The following is a 20218-nucleotide window of genomic DNA, read 5'->3' as shown; positions in this document are numbered from 1 at the left end:
CAGGGTCTCTATTCTGTGAGCGGCAGGCGGCACGGGCGCACACAGGGAGCGCCACCCCTACACCTTCGGGCACGCGCGGACGCGGATCCGTAGCCCCCTGGTCCATTTCCGCGGCGGCTCCTACTCCCTGCGCAGTACGCGGTGTGCGTGGCGCTCCACCCCTGGACGTACCGGGCCGGGCGCGGCCGCGGGGGCCGCTCACTGCGGCCTGGGTCGGACCAGTCCTGACTCGTAGGCGATGACGACGAGTTGGGCCCGGTCGCGGGCGCCCAGCTTGGCCATGGCCCGGTTGACATGGGTCTTCACGGTCAGCGGACTGACCTCCAGGCGCTCGGCGATCTCGTCGTTGGAGTAGCCGCCGGCGACCTGGACGAGCACCTCGCGCTCCCGCACGGTCAGCGCGTCCAGCCGGGTGGGGCGGGCCCGGTCGCGGTCGTCGTCCGACGCGTCGCCCTGGGCGAGGAAGCGGGCGATCAGGCCCTTGGTGGCCAGCGGGGACAACAGCGCGTCCCCTTTCGCCGCCATCCGGATGGCGCTCAGCAGTTCCTCGGGTTCGCTGCCCTTGCCGAGGAAGCCGCTGGCGCCCGCGCGCAGCGACCGCACCACGTAGTCGTCCACCTCGAAGGTGGTCAGGATGACCACGTGCACCTGGGCGAGGGAGGGGTCGGCGCTGATCATGCGGGTGGCCGCGAGGCCGTCGGTGCCGGGCATCCGGATGTCCATGAGCACCACGTCGGCCCGCTGCTCCTTGGCGAGCCGTACGGCCTCCGCGCCGTCGGACGCCTCCCCCACCACCTCCATGTCCGGCTCGGAGTCGACGAGCACCCGGAAGGCACTGCGCAGCAGCGCCTGGTCGTCGGCGAGCAGGACACGGATCGTCATACGGGGTCCCCCGGGGCGCGCGTGCGGGTCTCGACCGGCAGGATCGCATGGACGCGGAAGCCGCCGCCGTAGCGGGGGCCGGTGGTGAGGGTGCCGGCCAGGGCGGTGACCCGCTCGCGCATGCCCAGCAGCCCGTGTCCGCCGCCCGGCTGCGTGCCCGCGGTCCGGCCGGCCCCGTCGTCCAGCACCGTGATCTCGATGTGCGGTCCGACGCGCACGACGCTGACCTCGGCCTTCGCCCGGGTGCCCGCGTGCTTGTGCACATTGGTGAGGGCCTCCTGGATGACCCGGTACGCGGCCAGGTCCACGGCGGCCGGCAGGGTGGTGCCGTGGTCGGCGCGGGCGACCTCGACGTGCAGTCCGGCGTTGCGGAAGGTGCCGACGAGCTCGTCGAGGCGGTTCAGGCCGGGGGCCGGTTCCGTGGGGGCCTCCGGGTCGCCGGACTGCCGGAGCAGGCCGACGGTGGCGCGCAGTTCGTCGAGCGCGGAGCGGCTGGCCTCCCGGACGTGCCCGAGTGCCTCCTTGGCCTGGTCGGGCCGCTTGTCCATGACGTGGGCCGCGACCCCGGCCTGCACATTGACCAGGGCGATGTGGTGGGCCACGACGTCGTGCAGGTCGCGGGCGATGCGCAGGCGTTCCTCGGCGACGCGGCGGCGGGCCTCCTCCTCACGGGTGCGCTCGGCGCGCTCGGCGCGTTCCCTGATGGCGTGCACGAAGGCACGGCGGCTGCGTACGGCGTCACCTCCGGCGGCGGCCATCCCCGTCCAGGCGAAGATCGCCAGGTTCTCCTGCGCGTACCAGGGCATCGGCCCGGCGAGCATGGCGGCGCCGGTCAGCACGGTCATGGTGGCCAGGCCCAGGCGCAGGGCGGTGAGGCGGTCGGTGGCGGCCGCGACGGTGAAGAGGGCGACCACGGCGGACATGGCGACGGGAGCGCGGGGATCCCCGGTGACGAACTCGACGACCGACATGGTGCCGGTGGCGGCGAGGACAGCGCGGGGGGCGCGGCGCCGCAGGACGAGGGCGGCGGCGCCCAGGACCATGAGGAGCATGCTGAGCAGGTCCGGCCTGCGCACGCCCCAGCTGACGACGTGGTCGCCGCGCGGGCCCACGAAGGAGCCGACCACCATGCACACGAGGACACCGGCCGCGAGGGCCGCGTCCAGTGCGAGGGGGTGCGCCTTCAGCCGGCATCGGGCGCGATCGAGGGTGGTCACGCCTGCCTACGGTACGGGGTGGCGCGCCGCACGGGGACTGGGGCGTCCGACGCGGGAACGCCGCAGTCCGGCGCGGGGACGGCAGCGGCCGACGCGGGGCACCGCGGAACACGTCAGGGTGAGGCGTGGAGACGGCGGAATCCGGGACGCGGACGACGGCAGCGTCCGGCGCGGGGCACGGCGGAGTGCGGGACGCGGACGACCGCAGCGTCCGGCGCGGGGCACGGCGGAGTGCGGGACGCGGACGACCGCAGCGTCCGGCGCGGGGCACGGCGGAGTGCGGGACGCGGACGACCGCAGCGTCCGGCGCGGGGCACGGCGGAGTGCGGGACGCGGACGACCGCAGCGTCCGGCGCGGGGCACCGCGGAATCCGGGACGCGGACGACCGCAGCGTCCGGCGCGGGGCACCGCGGAATCCGGGACGGGGACGGCGGTGTCCGGCGCGGAGACGGCGGCCGCCTGCGATGCGGGCCCCGCCCGGGGGCTGCCGTGCCGCCCGGACGGGCCGTCGCTCGTCACCGTGACGCCACCGGGGGCCTTATCCGGACCTCCCCCGGGCCCCGACCGGCCTCAGCCTGTTCTCACCCGGGGATGAGGCCGTCGTCGCTCAGCAGGTCCCGGACCTCCTCCAGGGTGGCATCCGCGGAGGGGAGGATCAGGTCGGACGGCTCCAGGGAGTCGTCCGGCACGGGCTCGCCCAGTTCGCGGACCCTGGACAGCAGGGCCGCGAGGGTGCGACGGAAGCCGGGGCCGTCGCCCTTCTCCATCTCGGCCAGGAGTTCGTCGTCCAGCTTGTTCAGGTCGGCGAGGTGGCCGTCGGCCAGCCTCACCTGTCCCTCTCCCATGATCCGTACGATCATGTCGCCCTCCTCGGCGTGGCCCCGGCTGTCGGTGACATGGCTGCCTCGACGCGGCTACTGCTTGTCGAAGCGGGGGGTGTCCTGCGGCTGCTGCTGGTTCCGGCTCTCGCCCGCGCCGCCCTCGATCGCCTGCCGGTCCCCGGACGACCCTCCCCCAGAGCCAATAGCCTGGGAGGTACCCCCAGCCAGCTCCGCCTTCATGCGCTGGAGCTCCAGCTCCACATCCGTACCACCGGAGAGCCGGTCCAGCTCGGTCTGGATGTCGTCCTTGGCCAGCCCGGACGGGTCGTCCAGGGCGCCGGAGGCGAGCAGCTCGTCGATCGCGCCGGCCCGGGCCTGGAGCTGCGCGGTCTTGTCCTCGGCCCGCTGGATGGCCAGGCCGACGTCGCCCATCTCCTCGGAGATGCCGGAGAACGCCTCGCCGATCCGGGTCTGCGCCTGGGCCGCCGTGTAGGTCGCCTTGATGGTCTCCTTCTTCGTACGGAAGGCGTCGACCTTGGCCTGCAGGCGCTGGGCCGCCAGGGTGAGCTTCTCCTCCTCGCCCTGGAGCGTGGCGTGCTGCGTCTGGAGGTCCGTCACCTGCTGCTGGAGCGCGGCGCGGCGCGAGAGCGCCTCGCGGGCCAGGTCCTCACGGCCCAGGGCGAGCGCCTTGCGGCCCTGGTCCTCCAGCTTGCCGGACTGCTGCTGCAGCTGGTTCAGCTGGAGCTCCAGGCGCTTGCGGCTGGTCGCCACGTCCGCGACACCGCGCCGCACCTTCTGAAGCAGCTCCAACTGCTTCTGGTACGAGTAATCGAGGGTCTCGCGCGGGTCCTCGGCCCGGTCAAGGGCCTTGTTCGCCTTCGCGCGGAAGATCATCCCCATACGCTTCATGACACCGCTCATGGGCTTCGCGCGCCCCCTTCTGACGGACTCCAGCTCACAGCTCTGCGACAGAACCCACAGTACGGGCCCTGTGACCATTACCGCACTGTTCGGGAGCGGATACGGTCATCCCCAAGGACGACTGCGTCCGTTTCCGCTCCCGCGCAGGGAGGAGGTTGCCCCCTGAGCGACGGGCGACAGCGGTCGCGACGTCCCCTCTGTCCCCCTACAGACGATCGGTGTTGCCGGATCGTTCCCCGCGGGACTGGGGTCCATGCGGGTCAAGCCCGTACCCTTGGGTTTTGTGTTCCGTAGCCGTGCCAAGGAAGAGAAGGCCCCGGTCGCCGACAAGGCACCGGTGAGCTTCTCCAAGCAGTCCCGCGACCCGCAGGCCCCCAAGGGCCGCCCCACACCCAAGCGGAGTGAGGCGCGTTCCCAGCGCCGCAGTGTCGCCAACACGTCGATGACGCGCAAGGATGCCGCGAAGCGGCAGCGCGAGGAGCGCCGAGTCCAGTTGGAGCGGCAGCGCCAGGCGCTGGCCAGCGGCGACGAGCGCTACCTGCCGGCCCGCGACAAGGGCCCGGTGCGCCGGTTCGCGCGGGACTTCGTCGACTCGCGGTTCAACATCGCGGAGTTCTTCCTGCCGATGGCCGTGGTCATCCTGGTGCTGAGCATGATCCGGGTGCCCGCGCTGCAGAACATCGCGCTGCTGCTGTGGCTCGTGGTGATCGCCCTGATCGTGCTGGACTCGGCGGTCAGCGGCTTCCGGCTGAGGAAGCGCCTGAGCGAGCGCTTCCCGGACCAGAACAAGCGCGGCGCGGTCGCCTACGCCCTGATGCGCTCCCTCCAGATGCGCCGGCTCCGGCTGCCCAAGCCGCAGGTCAAGCGCGGGGAGCGGCCCTGAGCGCGACCGCTTTCTCCGAGGATGCCGCGGACGCCTGGCTGAACAAACTGGGTGGGCTGCGTGACGTCGTACGACAGGAACTGGTGGCCCGGCAGCTCGACGAGCAGATAGCCGGGCGGTACCCGGTCGGGCAGCGGCTGCGCGTGCTCGACGTGGGGATGGGCCAGGGCACGCAGGCGCTGCGGCTGGCCCGGGCCGGGCACCAGGTCACCGGTCTCGAACGGGACCAGACGATGATCTCCGTGGCGCGTGCCGCGCTGGCCGCCGAGCCGGAGGGCATCCGGGCCCGGATGCGGATCGTCGAGGGCGACGGCCAGGACACCGGCGTGCACTTCCTGCCGGGCAGCTTCGACGTGGTGCTGTGCCACGGGGTGCTGATGTACATCGAGGAGCCGGACCCGCTGCTCGCGGGGCTGGCCCGGATGCTCGCGCCGGGCGGCCTGCTGTCGCTGCTGGTGCGCAACGGCGACGCGCTGGCGTTGCGCCCGGGACTGTCCGGCGAGTGGCCGACGGCGCTGACGGCGTTCGACACGACGGCGTACCGCAACCGGCTGGGCCTCGAGGTGCGGGCGGACCGCCTCGCCCACCTGACGGCGACCCTCGCCGGGATCGGGGCGCCGCTGCGCACCTGGTACGGCGTGCGGGTCTTCACGGACACGGCCGCGGACGACGCGGAGCCGCCGGCCGACACCGAGACGCTGGAAACCCTCCTGGCAGCGGAGGAACGAGCCGGCCGCACGGACCCCTACCGCGCGGTGGCGGCACTGCTGCATCTGTGCGGGGTGCGCGGCTGACGATCCGGGCCCGGCGTCGGCCGCCCGTGCTCGCCGCCCGTTCGGGTGCGTACCGGGAGCCGGGGGTGCGGGGCGTGGAGAGACTCGGGGCATGGATGTCTTTCCCGTGCGTGCCCGTGCCCGTGCCCGTGCCCGTGCTTCGCGGTCGGTCGCTGTGCTCGCCGTGCTCGTCTGCTGTGCCGCGGTGCTGTCCGGGTGCCACCCGGCGGCCGACCCGCAGGCGGCGGCCAGCGGGTCGGACACCTCCGGTGGGCCCGACCCCGCCGGTGTCCGGCGGCCGGCCGCTTCGACCGCGGCGAACGACCTGCAGAGCGACTACCTGCGGGTGATCAAGAAGGCGCTGCCGTCGGTCGTGCAGATCCAGTCCGGCAACCAGCTCGGGTCCGGGGTCGTGTACGACGACAAGGGACACATCGTCACCAACGCGCACGTCGTCGGGACCGGGAAGACGTTCCGCGTGACCACGGCGAACAGCGAGGCGTCGCTCACGGCCACGCTGGTCTCCTCGTATCCGGACCAGGACCTCGCCGTCGTCAAGCTGGACCGGGTGCCCCACGGGCTGAAGGCGGCCACGTTCGGTGAGTCGGGGAAGGTCGAGGTCGGGCAGATCGTCCTGGCCATGGGCTCACCGCTCGGGCTGTCGTCGAGCGTGACCCAGGGGATCGTGTCGGCGACCGGGCGCACCGTCAGCGAGGGGCAGAGCGACAGCGGCACGGGGGCGACGATCGCCGGCATGGTGCAGACGTCGGCCGCGATCAACCCGGGCAACAGCGGGGGCGCGCTGGTGAACCTGAACGGCCAGGTCATCGGCATCCCGACACTCGCTGCCGCCGATCCGCAGCTCGGCGGCAGCGCGGCGCCCGGCATCGGCTTCGCGATCCCGGCGTCCACGGTGAAGACGATCGCCGGCCAGATCGTGCGGTACGGCAAGGTCGTCGACTCCGGCCGGGCCGCGCTCGGCATCACCGGGCGCACCGTCGTCGACGTGAACTACGAGCCCGCCGGGGTCGCGGTGGTGGACGTGAAGTCGGGCGGGGCCGCGGCGCGCGCGGGCATCCGGTCCGGGGACATCATCACCAAGGTCGGCGGCAGGAACATCACCACCATCACCTCGCTGTCGGAGGCGCTCGCCGCCGACCGGCCGGGGCAGCGGACGACGGTGACGTACTCACGCGACAACAACCGGAAGACAGTGGACGTGACGCTGGGCGAGCAGTGAGCGGGGGCGGCCGTCCACCGGCGGCCGCCCGGGCCCCAGGCTCTACGCCGAGGCCTCGTCCGCGTGCAGGCTCATCGGGCCGTAGATCTCCTTGGCGTCCTCGAACAGCCGGACCTGGTCCGCGCCGCCGTCGGCCAGTGCCTTCCAGTTCTCCCCGATCCAGGACTCGGCGTCGCCCTGCGTGGTGAACTCCTCGGGCTGCACCGCGGGCTGGACCTCCGTCCCGTCGGTCGTCTCGAACCGCCACGTCCATGCCGCCATGTACGCCTCCCTGGTATGAGCACACTGCACAGCGCGGGCCGGACCCGGTCCGGCCCTCTGCCCGCAGCCTAGTGCCGCGGCAGGCGGGCCTCTCGCGAGCTTCCCGCCTGTGCGGTGGATCATGCCCAGGACACGGGATCCGGCATGCGCGCCGCGGTCCGGCGGCGGGCGCCGGCTTTCCGCGCCCGTCGCCGGACAGACCCCGGCCGGATGCGCGCCTCCGGCGGCGGCAGGCGAAAATCGGGTCCGTGGACGTGACTCTGCTCGGCACCGGTGCCCCCGCGGGACTGCCCCGCCCCGACTGTCCCTGCGCGGCCTGCGCGACCGCGCTCGGCGCGGACGCGCGGGCGGCGACCGCGCTGCTCGTGGACGGGGTCCTGCTGCTGGACCTGACCCCCGGCGCGGCGTTCGCGGCGGCGCGTGCGGGGCGTTCGCTGGGCGAGGTGGGGCACGTGCTGCTGTCGCACCCGCACGACGGTCCGGCGCTCGAGGTGCCGGCCGGGCTGCCGCAACCGGGGCGGGTGCCGGACGGGCGGGAGCTGACGCTGCCGAGCGGGCACCGGGTGCGGGCGGTGGCGCTGGACGCTCCCGGCACCGGGTACGCGGTGACCGGCCCGGACGGCCGGCGGCTGCTGTACCTGCCGCCGGGCGGCGCGCCGGCCGGTCTGGAGGAGGGCTCCGCCGAGACGTACGACATGCTCCTGGCGGACGTGCTGGGGCGCCCCGACGCGTCGGCCAGGCTGCGGGCGGTCGGCGCGGTGGGGCCGGCCACGGACGTCGTCGCGGTCCACCTCGACCACGACGTGCCGCCGGGTGACGAGCTGCGCCGGCGGCTCGCGGCGGCGGGGGCGCGGGCCGTGCCGGACGGTACGACGCTGACGGTCGGGGCGCGTGAATCGGACGTACCGGACGTTCCCCGGCGCACGCTGGTGCTCGGCGGGGCGCGTTCGGGCAAGTCGGTGGAGGCCGAGCGGCGGTTGGAGAGCTTCCCCGGCGTGCTGTACGTGGCCACCGGCGGCACCCGCGGCGGGGACACCGAGTGGGCGGACCGGGTGGCGGCGCACCGGGAGCGGCGGCCGGGTTCGTGGCGCACGACCGAGACGTGCGACCTGGTGCCGCTGCTCGCGCAGGACGGCCCGCCGCTGCTCGTCGACTGCCTGTCGCTGTGGCTGACGGACGCGATGGACTCCGTCGGCGCCTGGGACGACGCCGAGTGGGCGGGCGGCGGCGAACGCGCCCTGCGCGAACGGGTGACCGCCCTGACCGGCGCCCTGCGCGCCACCCGGCGCACCGTGGTGGCGGTCTCCAACGAGGTCGGCTCCGGAATCGTCCCCGCCACCGCCTCCGGCCGCCGCTACCGCGACGAACTCGGCCGCCTGAACGCCGCGTTCGCCGCCGAGTGCGAACACGTCCTGCTGGTGGTGGCCGGCCAGGCGCTGGTGCTGCGCGGCTGACCCGGTCCGGGCGGCGGGCCGGACGGAGGACCGGCCGGTGTCAGCTCGGGGCCCGGCGGGCGACGACTCGGTAGGTGTTGGAGAGGCCGGGGGCGCGGCGGAAGAGGGGCGAGAGGAGCAGGTCCAGGAGCGCCACCGCCTTCACCAGGGGGCCGGTGAGGGCGGTCAGGGCGGTGCGCAGGCTGTGCTGGAGGCCGGTGGGCGGGGTGTCGCGCCAGGGGGCGTCGGCGGCGGGCAGCACATGGGCGAGGAGCAGGGCGGCGGCCGCCGAGAGGTCGTTGGGCCGGTGCGGGGCGCGTCGGTCGGTGACGACGACGGCGCAGCCCTGGGACTCCAGTTCCGCGCGGAGGTTGTCCAGCGGCAGCAGGTGCAGATGGCGCGGCTGGCCGTGCGGCAGCCACCACCGGCCCAGCAGCCGTGCGGACAGGCAGTGCGGGTCGGGCAGTTCGATCAGCAGGTGCCCGCCGGGGCGCAGCGCGGTGAGGGCGCCCCGCAACTCCGCTCGGGGGTCCGGCACATGGGCCAGATGGTGGAAGACGCTGACCACGTCGTAGCGTCCGCGCAGCCGCTCCGCGATGTGCGGGTCGGTCAGGTGCCCGACGTGGGCCTCCTCGACCCGCCCCCGCTCGCGGGCCCGCTCCACACGCTGGGTGGGGTCGAGGCCGTCGAAGGCGGTGTACGGGAACACCTCCTGCGCCGCGCCGGGGAAGTGGCCGTGGCCCGTGCCGACGTCCAGCCAGCTCTCCGGCTCCCCCAGGTGGCTCATCAGACGGGCGTCGGAGCGGTGCCGGCGGCGGCCGCGGCGGGCCATGAGCACCGGGTCCGCGAGGCCCGCGACGCTCTCTGGGCCGGCCTCGTCGAAGTCCCGGTGGTAGAAGGCCAGTCCGGCCGCCGTGAGCCGGGGGTTCTGGAAGGCGTGGCCGCAGTCGCGGCACTCGTCGACCGCGAACGTGCCCGGCTTGTGCTGGAGCAGGTCCGGCGCGCGCAGCCGGGTGCGCAGCCGCCGGGAGCCGCACCAGGGGCAGTCCGGGCGCGGCGGCTCCTGGAAACGGCCGGTGCCCTGGGCGAGTTCGGCGGCGTAGGCGAGGCGGCGCGGGTCGTAGAACCCCGGGGCGTACGGCAGGGGCGGCATGGGCGGCTCCCGGTGGGTCACTGTGAGAACAAGTCGCTGCAAAGGGAACGTATGGGATCCGGATCTTGGCCGGAAAGACGCCGTACGGGTGTGGTGGCGATGTGGCGCCGTCCGGTGGAATCGGGGCCGGTACTGTTCAGCGAATGAGCTCGCTGAATCTCGACGACTTCACCGATCTGATCGAGCGCCCGGACGGCGGCGTGCGCCGTGACGCCGAGGCGCGCCGGGAGCGTCAGATCGTGCCGCCCGGTGCGCTGGGCCGCCTTGACGACCTGGGTGAGTGGCTTGCCTCGGCGCAGGCCGCCGTGGCGGTGCGGCCGGTCGAACGGCCGAAGGCGGTGCTGTTCGCCGGCGACCACGGCGTCGCGGAACTGGGAGTGTCGGTCCACCCCGCGGGCAGTGCCGAACGGCTGGTACGGGCGGTACTGGACGGCGGCCGGCCGGTGTCCGTGCTGGCCCGGCGGCTCGGCGTGCCGGTGCGGGTGGTCGACATGGCGCTGGACTGCGCGCCCGAGTCGCTGCCCGAGGATGTCGTACGGCACCGGGTACGGCGCGGCAGCGGGCGCGTCGACGTCGAGGACGCCCTGACCCTGGAGGAGGCGGAGGCGGCCTTCCGGGCGGGTGTGGCGGTGGCCGACGAGGAGGCCGACTCCGGTACGGACCTGGTGGTGCTGGGCGATGTCAGCGTCGGCGGGACCACGCCGGCCGCCGTGCTGATCGCCGCGCTGTGCGGGACGGACGCGTCGGTGGTGACGGGGCGCGGCGGCGAGCCGATCGACGACCTGGCGTGGATGCGCAAGTGCGCGGCGATCCGGGACGCGCTGCGCCGGGCCCGGCCCGTGCTCGGCGACCAGTTGCAGCTGCTGGCCACGGTGGGCGGCGCCGATCTCGCCGCGATGACGGGCTTCCTGTTGCAGTGCGCGGTGCGGAAGCTGCCGGTGATCCTGGACGGCGTGGTGTCGGCGGCGTGCGCGCTGGTGGCCCAGCGGGTGGCGTTCCGGGCGCCGGACTGGTGGCTGGCCGGCCACGACAGCGGCGAGCCGGGCCAGGCCAAGGCCCTGGACCGGATGGCCCTGGAACCGCTCGTGGACCACGGCGTGCGCGTCGGCGAGGGCACGGGCGCGCTGCTGGCCCTCCCCCTGGTCCAGAGCGCCGCCGCCCTGGCCGCGGAACTCCCCGAGCGCCCGGAGAAGCCCTCGGCCGCCCCGGAGCCCGGACCGGCCGAGGCCGCAGCGACCGAGGACGGGCAGGCGGAGGAGAAGACGACCGAGGAGTAGCCGCAGGCCAACCGGCGCATCCTCCCCTCGCCGGAACCCCCGGCCGGCACGGCAGCCGACACGGCCGGGGGGGGCCGCCGGCCACGACCGCCGCGCAGGCCGCCGGCCCACCGGTCACCGACATCGGCCACGGCCGGCACAGGCCCCCGCCAGGCCCGGCACGGGCACGGCAGGGGCCTGTGCCGCGCCCCGGGCGCGGCCCGCGTGGCGTATCCGCGTCGGTCGCGCGGGGACACGGTGATCAGCCACGCGAGTGCGGGCGCCTCCAACCGGCGGCGCGTCTCCTCGCGCACGGACGGCGGGTGAAAAGGGAGGGTCACCCAGGAGGCGCCCATATGATCACTGTTCATGGGAGATGCCCGAATTGCCGTGCGTGAGGAGCGGGTGCCGGTTCGCGTGGCCGAGGCGGGACGGCCGGGCGGCGGGACCTCACGGCGGGCGGCCGCGTTCGCCGTCTGGTACCTGCGGGCGGCCGCGTTCGTCAACTTCCTCAGCGCGGTGTGGGTCTCCCTGGAGCGGGACGTGCGGCGGCACAACCAGGAGGACCTCTTCACGCCGTACCTGCTGACCGCCGGCTTCGCCTCCGGCGTGTTCGCCGCCTTCCTGGCCATCACCATGCGGCGGCGCAAACGGGCCGCCTGGATCCTGAACCTGGCCCTGTCCGGGGCGTTCCTCGTCCTGTTCGCGTTCACCATGACCTTCCCGGAGATCCGCGGCTCCGCGCAGAACTGGATCTCCCTGGCCCTCACCGCCGCCTTCGTCGCCGCGCTGCTGCTCGGCCGCCGCGAGTTCTACGCCAAGGGCGACCGCGCCAACCCGCGGCTCGCCGCCGCCGTCGGCCTCGGCGGACTCCTGGTCGCCTCGCTGCTCGCCACGCTGCTGGTGACGGTCACCAACCAGGCGCCGGACGCGGCCCGTTCGACATACCTCCAGCGCTGGCACTACGGCACGCTGCGGCTGGTCTCGGTCGCCGCCTCCGAGGCCCGCTTCCCCGGCATCGACACCCCGAACTGGGTGAACGTGTCGATCAACGTGCTCTCCACCGTCCTGGTCCTCGCCGTCCTGTACGCCGCCTTCCGCTCCCGCCGCGCCGTCGACCCGCTCACCGCCGACGACGACGGACGGCTGCGGGAGCTGCTGGCCCGGCACGGCGAGCGCGACTCGCTCGGCTACTTCGCGCTGCGCCGGGACAAGAGCGCGATCTGGTCGCCGACCGGCAAGGCGGCCGTCGCCTACCGCGTCCTCGGCGGGGTCAGCCTCGCCTCCGGCGACCCCATCGGCGACCCGGAGGCCTGGCCCGGCGCCATCGAGGGATGGCTGGCCGAGGCGCGGGCGCACGGCTGGATCCCGGCCGTGATGGGCGCGAGCGAGGAGGCCGGCACGGTGTACGCGCGGCACGGCCTGGACGCCCTGGAACTGGGCGACGAAGCCGTGGTCGAGGTCGACGGCTTCACCCTGGAGGGGCGGGCCATGCGCACCGTGCGGCAGGCCTACAACCGGGTCGGACGGGCCGGGTACTCGGTGCGCGTGCGGCGGCACCAGGACATCCCCGCGGACGAGATGGCGTACCTGACCGACCGGGCGGACGACTGGCGGGACGGCCCCACCGAACGCGGCTTCAGCATGGCGCTCGGCCGGCTCGGCGACCCGCGGGACGGTCAGTGCGTGATGCTGGAGTGCCATGACGCCCGCGGCGAACTCAGGGCGCTGCTGTCCTTCGTGCCGTGGGGGCCGCACGGGCTGTCCCTGGACGTGATGCGGCGCGACCGGCACGCCGGCAACGGACTCATGGAGTTCATGGTCCTCGACCTGCTGCGCCGGGCCCGCGAGTTCGGGATCACCCAGGTCTCGCTCAACTTCGCCGTCTTCCGCTCGGTCTTCGAACGGGGGGCGCGTCTCGGCGCGGGACCGGTGCTGAGGCTGTGGCGATCGCTGCTCGGACTGTTCTCCCGCTGGTGGCAGATCGAGTCGCTGTACCGCGCGAACGCCAAGTACCGGCCCATCTGGGAGCCGCGGTTCCTGCTCTTCGAGAAGAGCGCGGACCTGCTGCGCATCGGCCTCGCGGCGGCGCGCGCGGAAGGGTTCCTGGAGGGGCCGCGACCGCCGAAGTGGCTGCACCGAGGGCACCTGGAGACGCACGGATGACCGCACTCGCCCGCCGGGCCCGCGCCGAATGGGGACTGCTGTACGCCACCGTGCGCGAGCCGCTGCTGAGGCGGCGCCTGCGGGCCGTCCCGATGACCGCCGCGGCGGTGAGCCTGACGGCGGTGCTCCAGCTGGTGCAGAACCAGTCCTGGGGCTACGGCCTGGTGCAGCACCTCGGGGCCGTACGGGCGGAGGAGCCGCTGTGGCTCGCGCTGCTGCGCACTCCCCTGTCGTTGTTCGTGCCGGCCCTCGACCTGCCGGTGTGGGGGGCGCTGGCGCAGGTCCTGGGCGTGTTCGGCATCGCCGAGATCTGCCTGGGCCGGCCGCGTACCCTCGCCGTCGCCTACGTCGCCACCCTCTCCGGAACCCTGTACGCGCGCGTGGGCGTCGCCCTCGGCCCGGACCACCCGCTCGGCCTGCCCGGCACGGACGCGCACGTGGTGGACACCGGCCCCTCGGCGGCCGTGGTGGGTCTCGCGGTCTACGTCGGCTGCCGCTACGGCGCGTACGTCACGGCGGGCGCGGTGGCCGCGGCCATGGCGCTGGAGGTCGGCCTGAAGCAGAACCTGGCCGGCAAGGAGCATCTGGCGGCGATCGCCGGGGTGCTGCTCCTGTGCGCGCTGTCGGCGGCCCGACGCCGGGCGCCGCACGCCGGGGCACCATCCGCGCCGGTGAAGGCGCCGTCCGCGCCGGTGAAGGGGCCGCCCGTGCCCGGCGAGGTGTCATCTGCGCCCGGGCAGGCGGGCCGGCTGCTGGTCCGGTTTGCCGGCGATCCAGTCCTGGAACGCCCGGCGGGGGCCCGACCAGCGGCGGTCGTGCCGGTCGGCGCGCCGGCCGGCCCGGGCCAGGGCGCGCGGGCGGCGGCGGTAGAAGCGCCTGGCCCAGTAGGAGTCGGGGCGGGCCAGGCGGATCGCGCCGAACAGCGCGAGGAACGGAATGATCACGCCGAACAGCGCGATACGGCCCTTGCCCTTGCTCAGGGCCACGAGGGAGAAGAGGAAGTTCACGACCACGCTGGTGATGACCGCCCCGCGGTCCTGCAGCTCGGCCTGCGACAGATCGTTGACGCCGAACGGGGAGAAACCGGCGAGCACCAGGCCGACCAGCGCCGCGGTGAGCACCACGACCTCGACGCTCTTGCGGCCCGACTCGGTCCAGTAGACGTCGTCCAGGTGCAGGATCAGCGCGAACTCGTCCAGCACGAGGCCCGCGCCGACGCCGAAGACGACCGCGAAGGCCGCCGTGCCGATCTGGTGCCGGCCGCTGCTGGCCACCACGCCGAAACCGCCGAAAACGGTCAGCACGACGCCGGGCACGGCGTGGTGGATGTGCAGCCCGCCGGCCTTGACGTTGCGGAAGGGGCCCTTGCCGGCACGGATCAGGCGAGTGATCACCCGGGTGACCACGAAGGTCAGGACGAAGGCGGCCAGGGCCAGGAGCAGGGGCAGCTTGCCGGGTTCGACGATGTTCCGCTCCAGCCAGTGACCCATGTATGCAGTGTGCCGCCTTCCCCGGTCGCCCGCCCGCCCGCCGGCGGCCCCGCGCAGGTCCCGTAGTCTGCCCGCGTGTTCAGGATCCCCACGTCGCACGGGCCGCGGTTCGCCTTCGGCACCCTCACCGTCCTTCCGGTCAGGGTGACCCGCTGGGACCGCGGGGCGGCACGCGGCGGGATGCTCTGCGCGCCGCTCGCCGGGCTCGTGGTCGGGGCCGCGGCGGCGGCCGTGGGACTGCTGCTCCTTCTCGCCGGCGCCGGCGCGCCGCTGGCCGCCGTCGGCACCGTCGCCGTACCGGCGGCGCTGACCCGCGGTCTGCACCTGGACGGGCTCGCCGACACCGCGGACGGGCTCGGCAGCGCCAAGCCCGCCGAGGACGCGCTGCGGATCATGAAGCAGTCGGACATCGGCCCCTTCGGGGTGATCACGCTCGTGTTCGCGCTGCTCGCCCAGGCGGCCGCCCTGAGCCGGGCCTACGACGGCTCCTGGGCCCGCGGCGCGCTCGCCGCCGTGGTCTCGGCCACGGTCGCCCGGCTGGCCCTGACGCTGGCCGCCCGCACCGGGGTGCCGGCCGCCCGCCCCGACGGGCTGGGGGCCGCGGTGGCGGGAGTGGTGCCGGTGCCGGGCGCGATCGGCGCGGCCCTCGTGGTCACGGCGGCCGCCACGGCGGCGGGCGCGTTCCTCGGCGCCCACGTCTGGGTGCTCACGGCGCTGGCGGTGGTCGCCGCCCTGGCCGCCTCCGAACTCCTCCTGCGCCACTGCACGCGCCGCTTCGGCGGAGTGACGGGCGACGTCTTCGGCGCGCTCGCCGAGACGGCCGCCACCACCGCGCTGGTCTTCCTGGCCCTGCGCTGAGCGGTCCGGCTCAGCAGGTCCGGCGCCACACGCCCAGTTCGTACTTCTTCAGCAGCGAGCTGAGCCTCAGCCGGCCCGACTGCGCGCAGAAGCTGCTGGTCGGCAGCTCGTACTCGGCGTGGAACACCGCCTTGCCCGCCGCGACGAAGGGCTTCAGCGCGGTGCACTCGCCGTACTGGGCGCACTGTTCGTTGACCGCGAAGTCGAAGTCGGCGACCAGCTGAGGGATCTGGTCCAGGTCGTTCTTCAGGCCCACCGCCATGCCCCTGTCGTGGGCCAGCTTCGCCACCAGGCGGTTGTAGCGGAGCTGGTCGGCGGCGGTCAGCGGAAAGCCGGTGCGGTTCTTGTAGCCGTCCATGTTGTCCGGCTCCACCGCGTCGAAGCCCTTCTCGCGGCACATGTCGAGCCGGGCCGCCATCAGCGGTTCGAGGACGTCGGTACGGCGGATGTCGAGCCAGCGCTCGCCCTTCCAGCCGTTGCCCCGGCCGAGGACGGAGGCCGGGAACTTCTTCGCGTCCGGGCGGAACTCCTCCCAGGCGCCGGTCGAGACGTAGCAGATCACCTTGCGGCCCTCGCGGTGCAGCCGGGCGACCGTGGCCGCCGGGTGGTCGAAGCCGTCGATGTCGTAGACCTCGGCCGGTACGGAGGTGTCGAGGCGGCCGCTGAGCTGCCACTGCCAGCTCGTGCCCGGACGCGGCTGCCAGCGCGCGGCGGCCGGGCGGCCCGCGGCGTCGCCGCCGCCGTCGCCGTCCGGGCGGGCGGCGCAGCCCGCGAGCAGCAGGAGTGCGGCAGTCGGCGCGAGGACGCGCGGGATCAGTGCTCTCAACGGGCGGGCTCCTGGGTGCCGTGACGGACGTACGTCCGACGATCTTCTCCGATTGCCTTGCCGCGCACGTCGGTTGCCCGCCCGGCGGGCGGTCGGCGCCTCGCTCCGCGGCCGTCACGCGCCGGTTCCGGCCACGGTGCCGGAACCGGCATGTGACGGCGACGCCTCCCTCGGGTGAACACCCGCGGGAGTGTGCGATCCCGTGACGCGCGTAGGCTCGTGCCGGGTGTTTGCCTGCCCGGGTGAAGACCGCACCGTATGAAGGACTTATGGTCGGGCCCGGTCGACCCACCCGAATTCGGCCAACCACCTTTCACAGGGAAGCGAGATTTCACCACCGTGACTGCTCTCACTCTCAGCACCACCGCGGCGCCCGGCCTGGAAGCCGACGCGATCGTCGTCGGTGTCGCCAAGGACTCCGGATCACAGTCCGGGGACCTGGTCGTAGCCCCGGGCGCCGAGGCCGTCGCCGAGGCCTACGACGGCAAGCTCGCCGACGTCCTGGGCACCCTCGGCGCCTCCGGTGCCGAGGGCGAGGTGACCAAGCTGCCCGCGCCCTCCGGCTTCAAGGCCCCGCTCGTGCTCGCGGTGGGCCTCGGCCCCCGCCCCGAGAAGGACTCCGGCTACGACGCCGAGGCGCTGCGCCGGGCCGCCGGTGCCGCCGCCCGTGCGCTCGCCGGGACGGAGAAGGCCGGCTTCGCGCTGCCGGTGGCGGACGCCGCCGCTGCCGCCGCGATCGGCGAGGGCGCGCTGCTCGGCGCGTACTCCTTCGACGCCTACAAGGAGAACGGCAAGGACGCCGGGGCCCGCAACGGCAAGGCCCCGCTCGGCGAGGCCGTGCTGCTCGGCGGCGCGTCCGACGACAAGGCGTTCAAGGCGGCCGTCGAGCGCGCCACCGCCCTGTCCGAGGAGCTCAACCGCGCCCGCGACCTGATCAACATCCCGCCGAACGACCTGAACCCGGCCGCCTTCGCCGCCGTCGCCGAGGAGGCGGCCAAGGAGCACGGCCTGAAGGTGCAGGTGCTCGACGAGAAGGCGCTCGCCGAGGGCGGCTACGGCGGCATCCTGGGCGTCGGCTCCGGCTCGGCGTCGGCCCCGCGGCTGGTCAAGCTGTCGTACACCAGCCCCAAGGCGAAGAAGCACCTTGCCCTGGTCGGCAAGGGCATCACCTACGACTCGGGCGGCATCTCGCTCAAGCCGGCCGGCCACAACGAGACGATGAAGTGCGACATGAGCGGTGCCGCCGCCGTGTTCGCCGCCGTCGTCGCCGCCGCGCGGCTCGGCCTGGAGGTCAACGTGACCGGCTGGCTGGCGCTGGCCGAGAACATGCCCTCCGGCTCCGCCACCCGCCCCGGCGACGTGCTGCGCATGTACAGCGGCAAGACGGTCGAGGTGCTCAACACCGACGCCGAGGGCCGGCTCGTCCTCGCGGACGCGCTGTGGGCCGCCTCGCAGGAGAACCCGGACGCGATCATCGACGTGGCCACGCTGACCGGCGCGATGGTGCTGGCGCTCGGCAGCCGCACCTTCGGGATCATGGCGAACGACGACGCGTTCCGCTCCGCCATCCACGAGGCCGCGGAGGAGGTCGGCGAGGAGGCGTGGCCCATGCCCCTGCCGGAGCACCTGCGCAAGGGGATGGACTCCCCCACCGCCGACATGGCCAACATGGGCGAGCGCATGGGCGGCGGTCTTGTCGCCGGTCTGTTCCTGCGCGAGTTCGTCGGCGAGGGCATCACGTGGGCGCACCTCGACATCGCGGGCCCGGCCTTCAACGAGAGCGCTCCGTTCGGCTACACGCCGAAGGGCGGCACCGGGTCGGCGGTCCGGACGCTGGTGCGTCTCGCCGAACTCGCCGCCGCCGGCGACCTCGGCTGAGTCAGACCTCGCCTGAGTCAGACCTCGGCTGAGTCAGACCTCGGCTGAGCCGGATTCACGGCCGTCGTCCGGTCCGCCGGACGACGGCCCTGCCGTGTGGGCGCCTGCCGCGCCCGCGCGGCGCGGCCGTGACCGCGCCCCTCCTCCTCGGCCGGCGGTCCCCCCGGAGGCTCGTGGACGTGGCCTGTATCACACTCCAGCCCCGCGTCTCGTTCACTCCCGACAAGTGCGAAGATGGGCGTCGGCAGGACAGGGCCCCCACCGAAGGGCCGAAACTCAAGCGGCCGGACACCAGCCGCCAGCCGGTCACCGACGACCGGCGTACGGCGCACATGCATGGAGGACGTGACGTGGCGAACGACGCCAGCACCGTTTTCGACCTAGTGATCCTCGGCGGTGGCAGCGGTGGTTACGCCGCGGCCCTGCGCGGGGCGCAGCTGGGTCTGGACGTCGCCCTGATCGAGAAGGACAAGGTCGGCGGTACCTGCCTGCACCGGGGTTGCATCCCCACCAAGGCCCTGCTGCACGCCGGTGAGATCGCCGACCAGGCCCGCGAGAGCGAGCAGTTCGGTGTGAAGGCCAGCTTCGAGGGCATCGACGTGCCCGCCGTCCACAAGTACAAGGACGACGTCATCTCGGGCCTGTACAAAGGCCTGCAGGGGCTCATCGCCTCCCGCAAGGTGACCTACATCGAGGGCGAGGGACGGCTGTCCTCCCCGACCTCCGTCGACGTCAACGGGCAGCGGGTCCAGGGCCGCCACGTCCTCCTGGCGACCGGTTCCGTGCCGAAGTCCCTGCCGGGCCTGCAGATCGACGGCAACCGCATCATCTCCTCCGACCACGCCCTCGTCCTGGACCGCGTGCCGAAGTCCGCGATCATCCTGGGCGGCGGTGTCATCGGCGTCGAGTTCGCGTCCGCGTGGAAGTCCTTCGGCACCGACGTCACGATCGTCGAGGGCCTGAAGCACCTCGTCCCGGTCGAGGACGAGAACTCCTCGAAGCTGCTGGAGCGCGCCTTCCGCAAGCGCGGGATCAAGTTCAACCTGGGCACCTTCTTCCAGAAGGCCGAGTACACCCAGGACGGCGTCAAGGTCACCCTGGCCGACGGCAAGGAGTTCGAGGCCGAGGTCCTGCTCGTCGCCATCGGCCGCGGCCCGGTCTCCCAGGGCCTGGGCTACGAGGAGGCCGGGGTCGCCATGGACCGCGGCTACGTCCTCGTCGACGAGTACATGCGCACCAACGTCCCGACCATCTCCGCCGTCGGTGACCTGGTCCCGACGCTCCAGCTCGCGCACGTCGGCTTCGCCGAGGGCATCCTGGTGGCGGAGCGTCTGGCCGGTCTGAAGACCGTTCCGATCGACTACGACGGTGTTCCGCGGGTGACGTACTGCCACCCGGAGGTCGCCTCCGTCGGCATCACCGAGGCCAAGGCCAAGGAGATCTACGGCGCGGACAAGGTCGTCGCCCTGAAGTACAACCTGGCGGGCAACGGCAAGAGCAAGATCCTCAAGACCGCGGGCGAGATCAAGCTCGTCCAGGTCAAGGACGGTGCCGTGGTCGGCGTCCACATGGTCGGCGACCGCATGGGCGAGCAGGTCGGCGAGGCCCAGCTGATCTACAACTGGGAGGCGCTGCCGGCCGAGGTGGCCCAGCTCATCCACGCCCACCCGACCCAGAACGAGGCGCTCGGCGAGGCCCACCTGGCCCTGGCCGGCAAGCCGCTGCACTCCCACGACTGACGCCTCACGTCATCGGGCGCGACGACACAGACTTCCGTAATTCGTTAGGAGCAACCGAAACCATGGCGGTTTCCGTAACCCTTCCGGCGCTCGGCGAGAGCGTCACCGAGGGCACTGTCACCCGCTGGCTGAAGGCCGAGGGCGAGCGCGTCGAGGCCGACGAGCCGCTGCTCGAGGTCTCGACCGACAAGGTCGACACCGAGATCCCCTCGCCCGCCGCCGGCGTGCTGGCCTCCATCAAGGTCGCCGAGGACGAGACCGTCGAGGTCGGCGCCGAGCTGGCCGTCATCGACGACGGCTCCGGCGCCCCCGTGGCGGCCCCCGCCCCGGCCGCCGCCGAGGCTCCGGCCCCCGCCGCCGAGCCCGCCCCGGCCCCGGTGGCCGAGGCCCCGGCCGCCCCCGCCCCCGCCGCTCCGGCCG

Annotated in this window: 18 protein-coding genes and 1 pseudogene; 11 read left to right on the top strand and 8 right to left on the bottom strand. The window is 73.8% G+C overall.

The features are described from left to right. Positions 1-198 precede the first annotated feature (198 nt). The 4 genes from CG719_RS32525 to CG719_RS32510 all read right to left on the bottom strand — a co-directional run bounded on the left by CG719_RS32525 (position 199) and on the right by CG719_RS32510 (position 3830). On the bottom strand, positions 199-882 hold the full coding sequence (locus CG719_RS32525; RefSeq protein ID WP_100572288.1) for a response regulator transcription factor: 684 nt from the start codon (positions 880-882) through the stop codon (positions 199-201). Continuing rightward, positions 879-2099 (bottom strand): sensor histidine kinase, encoded by a 1221-nt coding sequence (locus tag CG719_RS32520; protein ID WP_100572287.1) that lies wholly within the window; start codon positions 2097-2099, stop codon positions 879-881. Before CG719_RS32520 ends, CG719_RS32525 begins: the two co-directional genes overlap by 4 nt. Positions 2100-2681: 582 nt before the next feature. Beyond that, positions 2682-2960 carry a PspA-associated protein PspAA gene (gene pspAA, locus CG719_RS32515; RefSeq protein WP_100572286.1) on the bottom strand — a complete coding sequence of 93 codons (279 nt, stop codon included), beginning with the start codon at positions 2958-2960 and terminating at the stop codon, positions 2682-2684. A 54-nt stretch (positions 2961-3014) separates the two neighbouring features. After that, positions 3015-3830, bottom strand: coding sequence for a PspA/IM30 family protein (locus CG719_RS32510; protein WP_234375873.1), 816 nt, complete (start codon positions 3828-3830; stop codon positions 3015-3017). Between the two features lie 295 nt (positions 3831-4125). Here CG719_RS32510 and CG719_RS32505 point away from each other — a divergent pair, with 295 nt between their 5' ends. The 3 genes from CG719_RS32505 to CG719_RS32495 all read left to right on the top strand — a co-directional run bounded on the left by CG719_RS32505 (position 4126) and on the right by CG719_RS32495 (position 6738). Next, the gene (locus CG719_RS32505) at positions 4126-4725 is read left to right on the top strand and encodes a DUF3043 domain-containing protein (protein WP_100572351.1); all 600 of its coding nucleotides are present in this window, start codon (positions 4126-4128) and stop codon (positions 4723-4725) included. An 83-nt stretch (positions 4726-4808) separates the two neighbouring features. Continuing rightward, the gene (locus tag CG719_RS32500) at positions 4809-5519 is read left to right on the top strand and encodes a class I SAM-dependent methyltransferase (RefSeq protein ID WP_100572284.1); all 711 of its coding nucleotides are present in this window, start codon (positions 4809-4811) and stop codon (positions 5517-5519) included. Between the two features lie 91 nt (positions 5520-5610). Beyond that, entirely contained in the window at positions 5611-6738 is a 1128-nt protein-coding gene (locus tag CG719_RS32495) for a S1C family serine protease (protein WP_100572283.1), read from the top strand. 42 nt (positions 6739-6780) lie between these two features. Here the strand turns inward: CG719_RS32495 and CG719_RS32490 are convergent, their stop codons facing one another. Further along, the gene (locus CG719_RS32490; RefSeq protein WP_100572282.1) at positions 6781-6999 is read right to left on the bottom strand and encodes a hypothetical protein; all 219 of its coding nucleotides are present in this window, start codon (positions 6997-6999) and stop codon (positions 6781-6783) included. 248 nt (positions 7000-7247) lie between these two features. Between CG719_RS32490 and CG719_RS32485 the strand changes: the two genes are divergently transcribed. Then, positions 7248-8453, top strand: a complete 1206-nt coding sequence (locus CG719_RS32485; RefSeq protein WP_199836871.1) for a bifunctional adenosylcobinamide kinase/adenosylcobinamide-phosphate guanylyltransferase — start codon at positions 7248-7250, stop codon at positions 8451-8453. 40 nt (positions 8454-8493) lie between these two features. Here CG719_RS32485 and CG719_RS32480 read toward each other — a convergent pair whose 3' ends face one another. Next, positions 8494-9585 (bottom strand): class I SAM-dependent methyltransferase, encoded by a 1092-nt coding sequence (locus CG719_RS32480; RefSeq protein ID WP_100572281.1) that lies wholly within the window; start codon positions 9583-9585, stop codon positions 8494-8496. A gap of 143 nt (positions 9586-9728) precedes the next feature. Here CG719_RS32480 and cobT point away from each other — a divergent pair, with 143 nt between their 5' ends. The 3 genes and pseudogenes from cobT to CG719_RS36910 all read left to right on the top strand — a co-directional run. Beyond that, positions 9729-10862: a nicotinate-nucleotide--dimethylbenzimidazole phosphoribosyltransferase gene (gene cobT, locus CG719_RS32475; protein ID WP_234375872.1), complete on the top strand. Its 1134-nt coding sequence runs from the start codon at positions 9729-9731 to the stop codon at positions 10860-10862. A 348-nt stretch (positions 10863-11210) separates the two neighbouring features. After that, the gene (locus tag CG719_RS32470) at positions 11211-13007 is read left to right on the top strand and encodes a phosphatidylglycerol lysyltransferase domain-containing protein (RefSeq protein ID WP_100572280.1); all 1797 of its coding nucleotides are present in this window, start codon (positions 11211-11213) and stop codon (positions 13005-13007) included. Further along, positions 13004-13678: pseudogene (locus CG719_RS36910) on the top strand (hypothetical protein); the annotation flags it as partial. The gene CG719_RS32470 and the pseudogene CG719_RS36910, both read left to right, overlap by 4 nt. Positions 13679-13729: 51 nt before the next feature. Here CG719_RS36910 and CG719_RS32460 read toward each other — a convergent pair. Beyond that, a complete protein-coding gene (locus tag CG719_RS32460; RefSeq protein ID WP_100572279.1) occupies positions 13730-14497 on the bottom strand; it encodes a hypothetical protein in 768 nt (255 codons plus the stop codon). Positions 14498-14572: 75 nt separating this feature from the next. Between CG719_RS32460 and CG719_RS32455 the strand changes: the two genes are divergently transcribed. Continuing rightward, positions 14573-15355: an adenosylcobinamide-GDP ribazoletransferase gene (locus CG719_RS32455; protein ID WP_100572278.1), complete on the top strand. Its 783-nt coding sequence runs from the start codon at positions 14573-14575 to the stop codon at positions 15353-15355. Positions 15356-15365: 10 nt separating this feature from the next. On the opposite strand, the gene CG719_RS32450 is transcribed toward CG719_RS32455, so the two are convergent. After that, positions 15366-16181 (bottom strand): endo alpha-1,4 polygalactosaminidase, encoded by an 816-nt coding sequence (locus CG719_RS32450; protein WP_442802762.1) that lies wholly within the window; start codon positions 16179-16181, stop codon positions 15366-15368. Positions 16182-16520: 339 nt separating this feature from the next. Between CG719_RS32450 and CG719_RS32445 the strand changes: the two genes are divergently transcribed. From CG719_RS32445 to CG719_RS32435, 3 genes are all read left to right on the top strand, one after another. After that, positions 16521-18059 (top strand): leucyl aminopeptidase, encoded by a 1539-nt coding sequence (locus CG719_RS32445; RefSeq protein ID WP_100572277.1) that lies wholly within the window; start codon positions 16521-16523, stop codon positions 18057-18059. Positions 18060-18409: 350 nt separating this feature from the next. After that, complete coding sequence (gene lpdA, locus CG719_RS32440; protein WP_100572276.1) at positions 18410-19798, top strand: dihydrolipoyl dehydrogenase; 1389 nt, start codon at positions 18410-18412, stop codon at positions 19796-19798. Between the two features lie 62 nt (positions 19799-19860). After that, a partial coding sequence (locus CG719_RS32435; protein WP_324839245.1) for a biotin/lipoyl-containing protein occupies positions 19861-20218 on the top strand: 358 nt, incomplete at its 3' end.

The sequence above is a fragment of the Streptomyces sp. CB01373 genome (genome assembly GCF_002803075.1).
Taxonomy (GTDB): domain Bacteria; phylum Actinomycetota; class Actinomycetes; order Streptomycetales; family Streptomycetaceae; genus Streptomyces.
Note: the sequence above shows the minus strand (reverse complement) of the source record. Positions and strands in the feature narration are given on the sequence as shown.